Origin of the sequence: Curtobacterium sp. MCLR17_034 (assembly GCF_003234485.1) — a bacterium.
Taxonomy (GTDB): Bacteria; Actinomycetota; Actinomycetes; order Actinomycetales; family Microbacteriaceae; genus Curtobacterium; species Curtobacterium flaccumfaciens.
In genome coordinates, this window is sequence record NZ_QKTH01000002.1 from 55,830 (window position 1) to 69,792 (window position 13,963).

Annotated in this window: 12 protein-coding genes; 5 read left to right on the top strand and 7 right to left on the bottom strand. The window is 71.8% G+C overall.

Annotated elements, in window-relative coordinates:
- Positions 1-13: 13 nt before the first annotated feature.
- Positions 14-1,585 carry an ABC-F family ATP-binding cassette domain-containing protein gene (locus DEI98_RS02820; RefSeq protein WP_111099831.1) on the bottom strand — a complete coding sequence of 524 codons (1,572 nt, stop codon included), beginning with the start codon at positions 1,583-1,585 and terminating at the stop codon, positions 14-16.
- A gap of 274 nt (positions 1,586-1,859) precedes the next feature.
- On the opposite strand from DEI98_RS02820, the gene DEI98_RS02825 reads away from it, so the two are divergent.
- On the top strand, positions 1,860-2,285 hold the full coding sequence (locus DEI98_RS02825; protein WP_111099832.1) for a DUF3151 domain-containing protein: 426 nt from the start codon (positions 1,860-1,862) through the stop codon (positions 2,283-2,285).
- A 203-nt stretch (positions 2,286-2,488) separates the two neighbouring features.
- Here the strand turns inward: DEI98_RS02825 and DEI98_RS02830 are convergent, their stop codons facing one another.
- From DEI98_RS02830 to DEI98_RS02845, 4 genes are read right to left on the bottom strand one after another with little or no spacing between them, the layout of a single operon-like run.
- Entirely contained in the window at positions 2,489-5,530 is a 3,042-nt protein-coding gene (locus DEI98_RS02830; protein ID WP_111099833.1) for a glycoside hydrolase family 2 TIM barrel-domain containing protein, read from the bottom strand.
- The gene (locus tag DEI98_RS02835; RefSeq protein WP_027464914.1) at positions 5,527-6,462 is read right to left on the bottom strand and encodes a carbohydrate ABC transporter permease; all 936 of its coding nucleotides are present in this window, start codon (positions 6,460-6,462) and stop codon (positions 5,527-5,529) included. Before DEI98_RS02835 ends, DEI98_RS02830 begins: the two co-directional genes overlap by 4 nt.
- Positions 6,459-7,574 carry a carbohydrate ABC transporter permease gene (locus tag DEI98_RS02840; RefSeq protein ID WP_111099834.1) on the bottom strand — a complete coding sequence of 372 codons (1,116 nt, stop codon included), beginning with the start codon at positions 7,572-7,574 and terminating at the stop codon, positions 6,459-6,461. Before DEI98_RS02840 ends, DEI98_RS02835 begins: the two co-directional genes overlap by 4 nt.
- Positions 7,571-8,929: an extracellular solute-binding protein gene (locus DEI98_RS02845; RefSeq protein WP_111099835.1), complete on the bottom strand. Its 1,359-nt coding sequence runs from the start codon at positions 8,927-8,929 to the stop codon at positions 7,571-7,573. Before DEI98_RS02845 ends, DEI98_RS02840 begins: the two co-directional genes overlap by 4 nt.
- Before the next feature lie 208 nt (positions 8,930-9,137).
- On the opposite strand from DEI98_RS02845, the gene DEI98_RS02850 reads away from it, so the two are divergent.
- The 3 genes from DEI98_RS02850 (at position 9,138) to DEI98_RS02860 (ending at position 11,580) form a co-directional block, all read left to right on the top strand.
- Positions 9,138-9,479 carry a hypothetical protein gene (locus tag DEI98_RS02850; protein ID WP_111099836.1) on the top strand — a complete coding sequence of 114 codons (342 nt, stop codon included), beginning with the start codon at positions 9,138-9,140 and terminating at the stop codon, positions 9,477-9,479.
- Positions 9,460-10,626 carry a Vms1/Ankzf1 family peptidyl-tRNA hydrolase gene (locus DEI98_RS02855; protein ID WP_110864925.1) on the top strand — a complete coding sequence of 389 codons (1,167 nt, stop codon included), beginning with the start codon at positions 9,460-9,462 and terminating at the stop codon, positions 10,624-10,626. Before DEI98_RS02850 ends, DEI98_RS02855 begins: the two co-directional genes overlap by 20 nt.
- A 111-nt stretch (positions 10,627-10,737) precedes the next feature.
- Positions 10,738-11,580 carry a formate/nitrite transporter family protein gene (locus DEI98_RS02860; protein WP_110864924.1) on the top strand — a complete coding sequence of 281 codons (843 nt, stop codon included), beginning with the start codon at positions 10,738-10,740 and terminating at the stop codon, positions 11,578-11,580.
- A gap of 57 nt (positions 11,581-11,637) precedes the next feature.
- Here DEI98_RS02860 and DEI98_RS02865 read toward each other — a convergent pair whose 3' ends face one another.
- On the bottom strand, positions 11,638-12,849 hold the full coding sequence (locus DEI98_RS02865) for an MFS transporter (protein WP_111099837.1): 1,212 nt from the start codon (positions 12,847-12,849) through the stop codon (positions 11,638-11,640).
- A 98-nt stretch (positions 12,850-12,947) separates the two neighbouring features.
- Here DEI98_RS02865 and DEI98_RS02870 point away from each other — a divergent pair, with 98 nt between their 5' ends.
- On the top strand, positions 12,948-13,649 hold the full coding sequence (locus tag DEI98_RS02870; RefSeq protein WP_258370722.1) for a GntR family transcriptional regulator: 702 nt from the start codon (positions 12,948-12,950) through the stop codon (positions 13,647-13,649).
- 78 nt (positions 13,650-13,727) lie between these two features.
- On the opposite strand, the gene DEI98_RS18480 is transcribed toward DEI98_RS02870, so the two are convergent.
- Entirely contained in the window at positions 13,728-13,877 is a 150-nt protein-coding gene (locus DEI98_RS18480; RefSeq protein WP_155896754.1) for a hypothetical protein, read from the bottom strand.
- Positions 13,878-13,963 lie beyond the last annotated feature (86 nt).

A 13,963-nucleotide genomic window follows, 5' to 3' on the forward strand; every position in this document is an offset into this window, starting at 1 on the left:
CGCCGACCCTCGGCTACCGCAGCTCGATCCGTTCGTCGAGCTCGAGCCGTTCCAGGAACGTCTCGTCGTGGCTCACCACGACGAGTGCTCCCCGGTAGGCCCGCAGTGCGTCCACGAGCTGGTCGACGCTCGTCAGGTCGAGGTCGTTCGTCGGCTCGTCGAGCACGAGCAGCTGCGGCGGCGGGTCGGCGAGCACCAGGGCCGCCAGCGCGACCCGGAACCGCTCGCCGCCGGACAGGTCCCCGGCCGGGCGGTCGACGGTGTCCCCGCGCACCAGGAACTTCGCCAGCCGGTTGCGGACCTCGGCGACGGGCACGTGCGGGGCGTCCCGGCGCACGTTGTCGAGCACCGTGGCGGTGTCGTCCAGGCTGTCCTTCCGCTGCGGCAGGTACGCGATCCGGTCGACGTGGGCGACGGCCGTGGTCTCGGGCAGCGGGTGCTCCCGCGCGGCGGAGTCGCCGACGAGCTGCTCGAGCAGGGTGGACTTGCCGACGCCGTTGTCCCCGGTGACGGCGATCCGTTCCGGCCCCTGCACGATGACGTCCCGTCCGCGGACGGTCACGGTGGCGATCCGACGCGATGCCGGCACGTCCGGGTCGGGCAGGGTGACGTGGATCGATTCGTCGTCGCGCAGGCGGAGCTCGGCCTCGCGCTTGGTAGCGAGTGCGGCGGCTTCGTCGTCCGCGTACCCGACGCGCAGTCGACCGGCGGTCTCCTGCGCCTTCTTCCGCTGCTCGTTCGCCAGGATCTTCGGCATCGAGCGGCCCGCCTTCTCGCCGGCCTTCGCACGTCGGGCGATCTTCGTCTCCGCCTCGATGCGCTGCCGCTTCTCGGTGCGGTGCCGCTGTTCGGCGACCCGGACCTCGCGCTCGACGGCTGCCTGCTGCACGGCGAGGTGCTCCTCGAACGCGCTGAACGTCCCGCCGAACACCGTCATCGCCCCGGCGCGGAGCTCCACGGTCTCGCCGACGTGCTCCAGGAGTTCCCGGTCGTGGCTGACGAGCACCAGGGTGCCGCGCCAGTCGTCGACCAGGTCGAGGAGCAGCCCGCGGGCCCGGCGGTCCAGGTTGTTCGTCGGCTCGTCCAGGAACACGATCGGCCGGGCGCGCAACCGCACCCCGGCGACGGCGACGAGCACCGACTGCCCGCCGGACAGCGTCGACACCGGCCGGTCGAGGTCGGTGCCGTCGAGCCCGACCCGGTCGAGCACCGCGGCGGCCCGTTCCTCCAGGTCCCAGTCGTCGCCGACTGCCTCGAGCTGTGCTGCCGTGGCGTCGCCGGCCAGGACGGCCCGGAGTGCGGTGAGTGTGGGCCGGACGCCGAGCAGGTCGGCGACGGTGTCGTCGATCCCCGTTGCAAGGCGCTGCGGCAGGTGGTCGACGGGACCCGACGTCGCGATGCTGCCCGTCGTGGGGTGGAGCCGGCCGGTCGCGAGCCGGACCAGCGTGGACTTGCCGGCCCCGTTCCTCCCGACCAGCCCGGTCCGGCCACGTCCGAAGGCGGCGGTGAGGTGGTCGAGCGCGACGGTGCCGTCGGGCCAGGCGAAGGTGACGTCGTGCAGGACGACGGACGGACTGGTGGGCATGGGGGTGTCTCCCGGTGTCGATGCTGGGCGCACGACACCGAGGCCACCGCGGTGCGGTGGAGCGCCCGACGGGGCGCACGATCACGGTGTCAGCGCGTGGGCTGAGCGGTACCGGTGATCGACAGCAATCCGTCTGCTTCCGTCGGGGGACCCCCGTGTCCGCCATCCGTTCCGCCGGTCGGTCTCCCGCCCCGGCGGCCCCGCGATGACGACGAGGTGACCTCCACGGTAATCCCGTGACACGGGCACCCGCAAGGGATGACAGGCTGGGGGCATGCCGGAGAACCTGTTGCCGACCCCGTCGTCGAACCCCGAGACCCTGCTGCCCGCCGAGCCGGAGGTGACCGCCGCGATCGAGGCGGAGGCCCCCGTCGCCAGCGTGGTGGTGTCCTACCCGTCGTCGAGCCTGGCGTGGGCGCTGCTCGCCGACGAGGCGTGGGCGCGCGGCGCGACCCTCGAGTCCTATGCGTACGCCCGTGTCGGGTACCACCGTGGGCTCGATGCCCTGCGCAAGGCCGGCTGGCGCGGTGTGGGGCCGGTGCCGTGGTCGCACGAGCCCAACCGTGGCGTGCTGCGGGCGCTGTTCGCCCTGCGCCGTGCCGCCGAGGCGATCGAGGAGCCCGGCGAGGCCGAGCGCCTGACCGACTTCCTGAACGCGAGCGACCCCGAGGCCCTGCGCGAACTGTCCGCCGGCGCGTAGGCGGCGCGCTCCGCACAGCCAAAGTCACCTCGAACCGCGTTGATCCGCGGTTCAGGAGCACTTCGGTTGTGCACGGCGCGCCGCGGCCCGCGCCGCGCCCCGCCCCGGTCATCGCGCCCCGAAGAGACGGGGCGCGATGACCGCAGCGGGGCGCAGCCCGCGGGCCAGCTCGCGGAGCCGACCCGCGGGCTGCTCGCCCCGACCTACGCCAGCGCGACGCTCCAACTGAACGCCTCCGGCCAGAGCTGATGCTCCGGCAGCACGTCGAGCCCGCACGCCCGGCTACCGAGCCCGTGCTGCGCGGCGTCGAGGTACAGGTACAGGTGGTCTGACGTCGGCAGCTCGTACGGGTGCTCGGCGCGGTCGATCTGCTGCGCGGTCCACGGCGACAGGGTGAACCCCGCACGGTGCGACCCCACCGTCGTCACGGTGAACGGCCCGACCGACAACGAACGCAGCGAGGGCCGGTGCCCGGTCTCCTGCGGTCGCGAGTACTCCACCCCGAGCGACCGCACCGGCGCGGTGAACCGGCCGACACGGGCAGCGTGCGAGGAATCGGCGTACGACTCCAGCGGTCCGGTCCCGAACCAGGTCGCGTCCGCATCCGCCAGCGACGCCGGCAGGTCGAACCGCACCCCGATCCGCGGCCACGTGACGTCCCAGGCGCCGAACGGCACGGCGTCGGTCTGCAGCACGAGCCCGTCGGACGTCAGGGTCCAGCGGTGCGTGACCTCGAGCCCCCACCCGCTGTTCGCCGCCGCGACGCGGACACGCTGCTCCAGACCGGAGTCGGTGCGCGACACCGACACCAGCCGGTGCGTCAGCCGGTCCAGCCCGCGGTCGCGCCAGCGCGTCGCCGCCGGGGGAGCGGTCGGGTCGCCGACCCCGTGCGTGAGCACCGGGTCCGCGGTCTCGTAGCCGCCCTGTGACGCCAGGCTGTCGTTGTCCGTCGGTGCACGCCACAGCTCCAGACGGGGCCCGGCGACCTCGTGGCCCTTCCAGGACACCAGGTCACCGCGGGCACTGAAGGTGCCGTCACCCAGGTGGTCGCCGTCCCACCCCTGCCGGGAGGCCCGTGGTGCGTCCGCCGCGCGCGCTGCGACGAGCCGCTGGGTGCGGGCGACGACGTGGCCGGTGTCCGCCCACGCGGTCGGCCCCGCCAGTTCCACGGTCAGGTCGAACCAGAGCTCGTCGCCGGGTGCGAGTTCGGACGTGGCCGCGGCGAGCACCTCGGAGGGCACCGGGACCGTCGCCGACTCCCGGGCGGCGACGATGCCCGTGGACAGGCGCCCCGAGGCCTCGACGACGCCGTTCCGCGACAGGGTCCAGCACAGCCGGAGCCCGGCGGTCGAGGCCGAGTGGTACCGGTTCTCGACCAGCACCGTGGTGTCCGAGACCGCGAGCCGGATCGGGGCCACGACGGCGGCGAACTCGGCGAGCCCCGGCGTCGGGGTGTCGTCGGGCAGCACCAGGCCGTCCATCACGAAGTTGCCGTCGTGCACGACCTCGCCGAAGTCCCCGCCGTAGGCGTAGTAGTCCTCGCCGGCGGGCGTCTTCGCGAGCAGGCCGTGGTCCCGCCACTCCCACACGAACCCGCCGTGCAGCCGCGGGTACCGGTCGACCAGGGCCTCGTACTCGGCGATCTGCCCCGGGCCGTTGCCCATCGCGTGCACGTACTCGCAGTGGATGAAGGGCTTCGACCGCTGCCGTGCGGCCTCGGCCGGGCCGCAGCCGAGCAGGGGCGTCGGGGTGCCGCCGCCGATCGACTCGGTCTCCTGCAGCGTCGGGTACATCCGCGAGTAGACGTCGGTGTACTCGCCCGTGTAGTCGCCCTCGTAGTGCACGGGGCGCTCGGCGTCGCGGTCGTGCACCCACTGCGACATGGCCGCGAGGTTCCGGCCGGTGCCGGACTCGTTGCCGAGCGACCACATCACGATCGACGCGTGGTTCTTGTCGCGCTCGACGGTGCGGGCGATGCGGTCCAGGTAGGCCTCGGCCCACGCCGGGTCGTCGGAGGGGTTGCCGACCCAGTCGGTGAACAGGAACCCGTGGGTCTCCAGGTCGCATTCCAGGATCACCCAGAACCCGAGCTCGTCGGCCAGGTCGAGCACACGGGGGTGCGGCGGGTAGTGCGAGGTGCGGATGGCGTTGACGTTGTTGCGCTTCATCAGCGCCATGTCGGCGCGGGCGTGCTCCTCGTCGAACACCCGGCCGCGCACGGGGTGGGTCTCGTGCCGGTTCACGCCGTGGAACACCACGCGCTCGCCGTTCACCAGGAACCGGTCGCCGACGATGGACACGGTGCGGAACCCGAGTCGGAGCGACACCGTCTCACCGCCCGAGGCGCCCGCGCCGGCCGCCGCGGAACCGGTCGACAGCATCGCGTCGTACAGCTTCGGCAGCTCGGCGCTCCACGGTTCGACGCCCTCGACCTCGATCGGCGCGACGTCGTCCGCCGTGGCCCAGGTCACGTCGACGCCCAGGCCGGGCACCGCGAACCGCACCGGGAACACCGCGTCGAGCGTCGGGAACGTGATCGTGCCGGTCCCCGTCTCCGGCCGTCCCGACGCCGCGGTGCCGGACGAGGCAGCCGTGCCGAGCGTCGCCCGCCAACCGGCGCGCACGAACGCGTCGTCGATCGGTGCCGTGGGCCGGGCGAGCAGGGTGACGTCGCGGAAGATGCCGGGCAGCCACCACTGGTCCTGGTCCTCCAGGTAGGACGCCGCCGACCACTGGTGCACCCGGACCGCGAGCTCGTTCGCCCCCGGGCGCACCAGTTCGGTGACGTCGAACTCGGTCGCCAGGCGCGAGCCCGTCGACCACCCCACGAGCATCCCGTTCAGCCACACCCGGAAGTGCGACTCGACCCCGTCGAACCGCAGCAGCACCCGGCCGGCACCGTCGAACGACGACGGCAGCTCGAACGTGCGGCGGTGGTCACCGGTCGGGTTCTCCTCCGGCGGGTGCGGCGGGTCGATCGGGAACGGGTACTGCAGGTTCGTGTAGCTCGGAGCGCCGTGGCCGTGCAGCACCCAGTGCGACGGCACCGCGAGCTCGCCCCAGGCCGGGTCGTCGTCCTCCCCACCCTCGGTCGCGAAGTCCTCGGAGACCGAGGCGACGGGCGACCACCGGAACCGCCAGTCCCCGTTCAGCGACAGGGACGGGGCGTCGGTGTGCAGCCAGGCACGGGGTGCCAGCCGCGAGTCGGAGCCGGGTGCGGTGGACGAGAGTGCGGAGTGGGTCAACCCTTGACCGATCCTTCCGTGAGGCCTCCACGCCAGAAGCGCTGGAGGACGATGATGGCGATGACGAGCGGGATGACCGAGACGAGCACCCCGCCGGTGGTGAGCTGGTAGAACTCCGGCAGGCGGTCGACCTGCGAGCGCCAGTTGTTCAGACCCAGTGTTATCGGGTACAGCTTCTGGTCTGCCAGCATGATGAGCGGCAGGAAGAAGTTGTTCCAGATCCCGACCACCTGGAACAGGAACACGGTGACGAGCGCCGGGGTCATCTGCCGGAGCACCACGGTGTGGAAGATCCGCAGCTCACCGGCACCGTCGATGCGTGCCTGTTCGAGCAGGGTGGTGTCCACCGACGCGGCGGCGTAGACCCGGCACAGGAACAGCCCGAACGGTGACACCAGGCTCGGGATGAGCACGCTCCAGTACGTGTCGGTCAGGCCCATCGACGAGAACAGCAGGAACAGCGGCAGCGCCGTCGCGGTCCCCGGCACGAGCACGCCGCCGAGGATCGTGCCGAACACGAACTGGCGCCCCCGGAAGTCGTACTTCGCCAGCGCGTACCCGCCGGCCGCGGCGAAGTAGGTCGCCAGGACGGCACCGACGCCGGAGTACAGGATGCTGTTCGCGATCCACCGGACGAAGATGCCGCCGTCGTAGGTGAACACCTGCTGCAGGTTGCTCCAGAGCGCGAACTCGCCGCCGAACCAGAACCCGTTGGTCGAGAACAGCGCGCCCGTGGTCTTCGTCGCGGCGATGACGACCCAGTACAGCGGGACGATGAAGTACAGCGCGACGACGACGAGGATCCCCGTGACGACGATCTGCGAGCGCGGCGACCGGTCGAGCTTGCGGCGCTGGTGCGCCGAGATCGACGTGGTGTCCACGGGGACGGCGGTCTTCGCCGTGGCCGGCGCTTCGATGGCTTCGCTGGTCATCGGTCAGTCCCTTCGGTGGTCGCGACGCGACCGGCCTGGAGGCCCGGGTCGGCTTGGGTGGTGACCGTGCTGCCCGCCGCAGCGCGCGTCTGGAGCGCGGTGCGGGCCTCCCGGCCGTCGCGCCGTGCGCGCTTGCGTCGGTCGCGTTCGTCCTTGGGCGGTCGGTTCGTCAGCGCGAGGAACGTGAACGACAGGATGAACGCGGCCAGCGCGATGATGACCGCCTGCGCACTCGCGACGCCGTACTCGTTGAACGCGAACGCGTTCGTGTAGGCGGCGTAGTTCGGCGTGTACTCGGTGTCGATCGCCGGGGCGACCGTCGACAGGATCTGCGGCTCCGCGAAGAGCTGCAGGGTGCCGATGATCGAGAACACCGTCGTGAGCACCAGGGCCGGTGCGATGAGCGGGATCTGGATCCGCCACGCGACCTGGAACGCGTTCGCGCCGTCGACCTTGGCGGCCTCGTAGACCTCGCCGGGGATGGACTTCAGCTGCGCCACGATGATGAGCATGTTGTAGCCGGTGTACGTCCACGTGACGATGTTCGCGATCGACCACAGCACACTGTTGGCGCCGAGGAAGTCCGGCTGCAGCCCCATCGACTGCAGCAGCGACACGATCGGCGACAGGCCGGGCACGTACAGGAACGACCACAGGATCGTGGCGATGACCCCGGGGACGCCGTAGGGCATGAAGTAGATCGCCCGGAAGAAGCCCGGCCAGCGGGCGCTCGCCGACTCGAGCAGCAGCGCGAGGATCGTGCAGGCGATGATCATCACCGGGACCTGGACGATGCCGAACAGCAGCATGCGACCGATCGAGGCGACGAACCCGCTGTCCTGCAGGGCGATCGCGTAGTTGTCGAACCCGGCGAACCGACCGACGACGCCGTCCTCGCCGAACAGGCCTTCACGGTCGACGGTGGTGAACGACTGGAACAGGGCGCTGATGATCGGGATGACGAACGTCAGCAGGAACAGGGCCAGGAACGGGGCGAGCAGGATCCACGGGGCACGCTTCTGCGCGCTCGTGGCCTTCGTGCTCGTGCGGAATGCGGGGGTGCCGCCGGCCGATCGGCCGGTGGACTGCCTGGTGGTGGTCTGCTGGGTCATCGTGCCGTCCTGACGCTGAGGCCCTTGTCCTTGAAGGACTGGACGATCTCCCGCTGTGCGAGCTCCACGGCGTCACTGAGCTTCAGGCCCGAGGTGAGCTTGCGGCGGAACTGGTTCTGCAGGCTGGTGAAGGCCGACTGGGTCACCGGGGACCACGACCAGTCGATGTTCTGCTCCTTCGAGGCCGGCACGAAGACGTCCTCGTTGTAGTTCTGGCCGGAGAACCACTTCGACGGCTTCTCGCGCTGCGCCCCGATGTAGTCGACGGCGGGCGACCAGCCGATGCCGCAGTGCTTGATCATGGCGTCGATGCCCTCCTTCGAGGTGGTCATCCACGTGATGAACTCGAGCGCCTCCTTCGGGTGCTTCGCGTTCGCCAGCACCGCGGCCGTCGAACCGCCGATGGCGCTCGAGCCGAAGCCGTCGGCGCCCCACTTCTGCATCGGGGCGACCTTCCACTTGCCCTCGCCGCCCTGCACCGACTCGATCAGGGCGTCACCCCAGCTCGCGCTCGTGACCGCGGCGATCTTGCCGCTCGCGGCCGCCGCGTACCACCCGGGGGAGTACGCGCCGGCACTCGTGTCGACCAGCTTGTCGTCGATGACCCCGTCGAAGAAGTCCGCGACCATCAGGGTCTTGTCGTCGGTCATGTCGACGACCCACTCGTCGCCGTCGACCTTGAACCAGCGCGCGCCGGCCTGCTGTGCGTACGCGGCGAACGGTGAGGCGTCGGCGACCGGGAACACCTCGAGGTAGTTCTGCTTCCCGGTGCTCCGGACCTTGTCGGCCAGGTCACGCCACTCGTCCCAGGTCGTCGGGGGTTCGCCACCGGCCTGCTCGAGGATCGCGGTCTGGTAGTAGAACCCCATCGGGCCGGTGTCCTGCGGGATGCCGTAGATGCCGTCGACGAACGACACCTGCGCCCAGGCGGCCTCGTCGTACTTCGACTGGAAGTCCTTCGCGCCGTACCGGGCCAGGTCGACCAGGCCGTTCGCGAGCATGAACTCCGGGATCTGCCGGAGCTCGACCTGCCCGATGTCCGGGCCGCCGCCGGCCGCGAGCGCGGAGTACATCTTCTGGTACCCGCCGCTGTTGCCGCCGGGGATCCAGTTCGCCGACACCTGGATGTTCGGATGTGTCTTGTTCCAGACGTCGCAGACCTTCTGCAGGTCCTTGAGCCAGGCCCAGTAGGTGAGCTGGACGGTCTCACCCGAGGCCGCGGCGGGCACGAGGGCCGCCTTGTTGACGTTGGTCGAGCCCGGGACCGCACAGCCGGCGAGGAGTCCCGCCGCCGCGGTGCCGAGGCCGAAGCCCAACAGGTGTCGTCTCGTGATGGGTCGTGGTCGTGGCGCCATTGCCGCACTCCGTTCGTCGTTGATCGGGGTTGTCGACACCCAATCACAGAACCGAACGCCGTTGTGGTTTCGTGACCGTACCGACACTGCGCGTTCCCGGCGCACCTTGGAACGGCCCCAGGCCCGGGCGCGGACCGTGGGGTCACAGAGCAGACACCGACGCCCCGGACGGCGAAGGCCGCCGGTGGCACGACCGGGAGGAGAAGCGATGACCGAACGCGGGAACACCACCCATCGCCCCGAACTCGACGAGCAGCTCGCGCACGAGGCGCAGAGCATCGTCCAGGGGCACGGCAGCAACGCCCACGTCGAGGAGTTCCGGCAGTCCGAGCCGGTCCCCGACGACACCGACAGCCCGGAGACCCTCGCCGCGTCGGGCTACGACGGCGAGCTCGAGGGCGAGCTGCAGGACGACACCACCGACGTGCTCCCCGAGGACGACGCCGACCGTGCCGACCCGCTGCCGACCGGCGAGGGCGACGGAGCCGACGCGACCGTGTACCGCACCGAGACCGGGGAGGGCAGCACCGATGGCTCTGACGCAGAATGACGCGCCGCACCTGCAGTCCGGCATCGCCGAACGCCTGAAGCGCGGGGGCACGTGGACGTGGGCCTACGTCGACGCGTCCGGTGACCGTGAGGACCCGCAGCACCTCGCCGCCCTGCAGCGCCGGAAGGCCGAGGACGTGCTGCGGTCGGCCGGGGCGGACGCCGAGGTCATCGACACCGTGATGGCCGAACTCGAGGAGACGCCCGGGGTGCCGGCGCCGGTCAGCCGGTACGTGCTCGTGCACGACGGCGAACTCGTGCTCAGCGAGGTCCTGCCCGGGGCGATGCACGCCCCGACGTCGATCGGCCACGACCCCGTGCCCGACCTGCTGCCGCTCCTGGCACACCGGCCGCTCGACCTGCCGTTCCTGATCGTCGAGGTCGGTCGCGAAGGTGGTGGCTACCGCGCCTACCGCCTGGGCCACGCCGACGTGCCGGACCGTCGCGACGAGCAGCGCGTGCAGGGCCGCACCGACACGCTCCACAAGTTCCAGGGCGGCGGCTGGTCGCACCTGCGGTGGCAGCACCACACCGAGGAGATCTGGCGCGACAACCAGAACGAGGTCGCCACGGCCGTCGACGAGGCGTTCCGGCGGCTGCAGCCGAAGCTCATCGTGGTCGCGGGGGACATCCGCGCACGGGGGCTCCTGCTCGACCAGCTGTCCACCGAGGCGCGCGCCGTCGTCTCCGAGGTCCCGGTCGACACCCGGGCTTCGGATGCGTCGGAGACCGCGCTCGTCGAGCACGTCGACATCGCGCTCGCCCGGGTCATCGCGACCCGTCGGCACGACTTCGAGGACCTGCTCCGCACGCACGTCGGCCGCGGGGACAACCAGACGGTCACCGGCCTCGGGTCCGTCGTCGAGGCGCTGCAGCAGGCGCAGGCCTCGGTCGTCGCGATCGACGCCGCCGCGATCGGCGACCGCACCCTGCTCGCGCTGGGAGCGGTGCCGTGGATCGCCACGGCACCCGAGCAGGCGGCGGGTGCACCGGTCATCGGACCGGTCCCGGCCGTGTGCGCGATCGTCCGGGCGGTCGCCCTCACCGACGCGGAGCTGCTGCTCGTGAACGCCGCGTCGCTCCCGAACGGCGCGCCAGCCGCGGCGTTGCTGCGGTGGCCGGTGGGACCGGCGGTGCCGGCCGCCTGAGTGGTGACCGGACGACGGACGGGAGGCCCGGTGCCGGCTGGCACCGGGCCTCCCGTCCGTCTCGGCGCGATCCTGCGGGCCGCCACGACGGCCGCGTATAGCGTCCCGGCCATGACCGACGACCGCCGACGTGAGCTCGGCACCAGTGACGCACCCGTGGAGGACGAACTCGCGGAGTCCTTCGACGCGACCATCGAGGAGGGCGCGGAGCGGCTGCAACGGACGACCCGGGCCGTCATCGTCACGGGGTTCTTCGGCGGCCTCGAGGTCGGTCTCGGGGTGATGGCGTACCTCGCGGTGCTCACCGAGACCGACAGCCACCTGCTCGCCGGGCTGGCCTTCGGCATCGGGTTCATCGCACTGCACCTGGCGCACAGCGAACTCTTCACCGAGAACTTCCTGATGCCGGTCGCGGCCGTGGTCGCCCGCGAGGGGACCGTGCTGCAGCTCGTGCGACTGTGGGGCGGCACCCTCGTGGCGAACCTGGCCGGGGGATGGGTGTTCATGTGGCTCGTCGTCCAGGCGTTCCCGCAGTGGCACGCCACGCTCTCGGAGTCGGCGCACCACTACGTCGACGCGCCGTTCGGACTGCAGAGCATCGTGCTGGCGGTCCTGGGCGGCAGCACCATCACCCTGATGACGCGGATGCAGCAGGGCACCGACTCGGACCCCGCGAAGCTCGTCGCCGCCGTCGCCGGAGGCTTCCTGCTCGCCGGGCTGCAGCTCTTCCACTCGATCCTCGACTCGCTGCTCGTCTTCGGGGCGATCCAGTCGGGCGCGGACATCACCTACGGGCAGTGGCTCGGCTGGTTCGGGTACACGCTGCTGTTCAACGTCCTGGGTGGGCTGGTGCTCGTGACGGCGCTGCGCCTGCTCCGGACGAAGGAGCTCATGCAGGACCGCCGCCGGGACTCCCAGGACGACCCCGAGCGCGCCGACCACGAACAGGGGTGACGGTCGCGACGGGCGGAGCGGACCGACGGGGCCGTTCGCAGTCAGTCGTGCGGACCCTCAGTCGTGCGACCGGTCGCGTCGGGGCACCAGCGGGACCGCGAGCAGCGGGAGCACCGCCACGATTCCGAACGACGCCGCGAACCCGAGCGCACCGACCAGCGCGCCGATGCCCGGACCGACGGCGCTCGCCGCGATGAACTGCCCGGTGTTCTGCGCCCCGAGCGCCCGGCCGGACCAGAACGGCCCCGCCGCCTCGGCGACCGACGTGTACGCCAGCCCGTTGTCGGCGACCGTCACGCTCGTCGCGAGCACCAGGAACACCGCGGCCCCGGCCAGGTGCGTCGCGTCGACGACCGCGAGCACCGCCATCACCACCGCGGCGCTCACCGCGACGATGCGCAGGGGTCCGACGCGCGATCCGGCACGGTCGCTCCAGCCACCGACCAGGATCCGGCCGATCGCCCCGACGAACTGCGCGGCGCCGACGAGCAGCCCGGCCGCCGGTGTCGACCAGCCGAGGCCGACGAGCCAGACGAGCCCGTACGTCGACAGGGTGAACTGCGGCACCACGAGCAGGACCGACACCGCGTGCACCCGCCACAGGAAGCCGCTCGAGCGGTAGGGGTTCGCGGTCGCCGTCGTCGCCACCGTGGCCCGGGCAGGGCGTGGCGGGTCGGTGATCCCGATCGCGCAGCAGACGGCGAGCACGGCGCACAGCACGATCGGCAGGACCAGGGCCGTGCGGATCCCGGAGCCCTCGGCGAGCTGCGGCACCGTGACCGCCGCGAGCGTCACGCCGAGCGGCTGCGACATCTGCCGGATGCCCATCGCGAGACCCCGGCGCTCCTTCGGGAACCACCCCACCACGACCCGACCGCTCGCGGCGTTCGTCGAGGCACTCGTCATCCCACCGGCCAGGAACGCCAACCCGAGCAGCACCGGGTCGCCCGCAGCGAGCCAGGCGCCCACCACGGCCAGCGTGGTGAGCACGAGACCGCCGGCGATGACGACGCGCTCGCCGAACCGGTCGGTGATCGCGCCCCAGGCGATGAGCGTCAGCACCATGCCGAAGGTCGGGGCGGCCGCGAGCAGCCCGGCGGCCGGCAGGGACGTGCCGCGGCTGAGCAGGTGGGGGATGAGGAGCGCCGGCGCGGACACGACGAGCGTTCCCGCCGCCTGGGCCGCAACCCCGAGGGCGAGCATCGTCCAGGCGCGGGCGGAGACCGGCGGCGTCGTGGTGGATCGATGCGGGGCGTCGGTCGTGGGCATGGGTCGTCTCGGCCGTTCGTCGTCGTTCCATCGCGGAACCGATTGGTATACCAGAACGGTATACCATTCCCGCCGTCGCGCCGCTAGGCTTGTCCGCCGTGACCGACACGACCGACGCCGCGCCCGTGTCGCAGACGGCCCAGCTCTACGACAACCTGCGCGCAGCCATCCTGACCCTCGACATCGCACCGGGGGAGCGCATCTCGGAGCGGGGGCTCGAGGCACGGTTCCACGCCTCGCGCACGCCGGTCCGCGCCGCACTGTCGCGGCTCGAGCGCGAGGGGCTCATCCTGCACGAGGGCCGCTCGTGGACGGTCACCCCGATCGACCTCGACGAGATCGCCTCGCTCGCCGAACTCCGCGGCATCCTCGAGCCCGCTGCCGTCCGGTTGGCCGTCCAGCGTGCCACCCCCGAGCAGCTGGCCGAGGTCCGCGGGCACCTCGACGCGCTCCAGCCCACCCCCGACCAGCAGGCCGGCATCCGCATGGGGTCGACGTTCCACCTCGACCTCGCCGCGCTCGGTGGCAACCGGTTCGTCACCGACGCCATCGCCGACGCCCTGACGCGGCTCGAGCGCACGCGCTGGATCGAGGTCCGCACGCCCGAGGCACGCGACGCTGCCTGGGACGAGCACAGCGCCATCATCGACGCCGTGCGCGACGGGGACGCGGACCGCGCAGCGGAACTCGTCGCCGCGCACGTCTCCGGCACGAACGACCGGCTCCTCAGCTGGATCGCGCAGGAGCGTCGACGCCTGCGCGGGGCAGGCATGACGATCGTGGGCGCGACCGCGGGCTGAGTGCCCGCGGACGTGAGCGGTCTGCGGGCGCTGCCCGGGCCTCCTGGCCGTGTCCGGGGGGAGGCCGGGCACGAGCCGCTAGCGCAGGTCCGTCGTCTCCTGCGGTGCGTCGAGGTCGTCGAACGTGCGGATCGAATCCGTGCGTTCGAGCAGCGCGTCGCGCACCTCGGCCTCGTCGTGGCTCGCGCGGAGTGCGAGCTTGCTCCCGGAACGTGTCGACTGTGACATGTCGTGTCCTTCCCCTGTGTGTGGGCAACCTGATCGGTGCGGGCCCGCGGCCCGCCGGTGCGCTTCCTCACGGGACGTACTGAGGT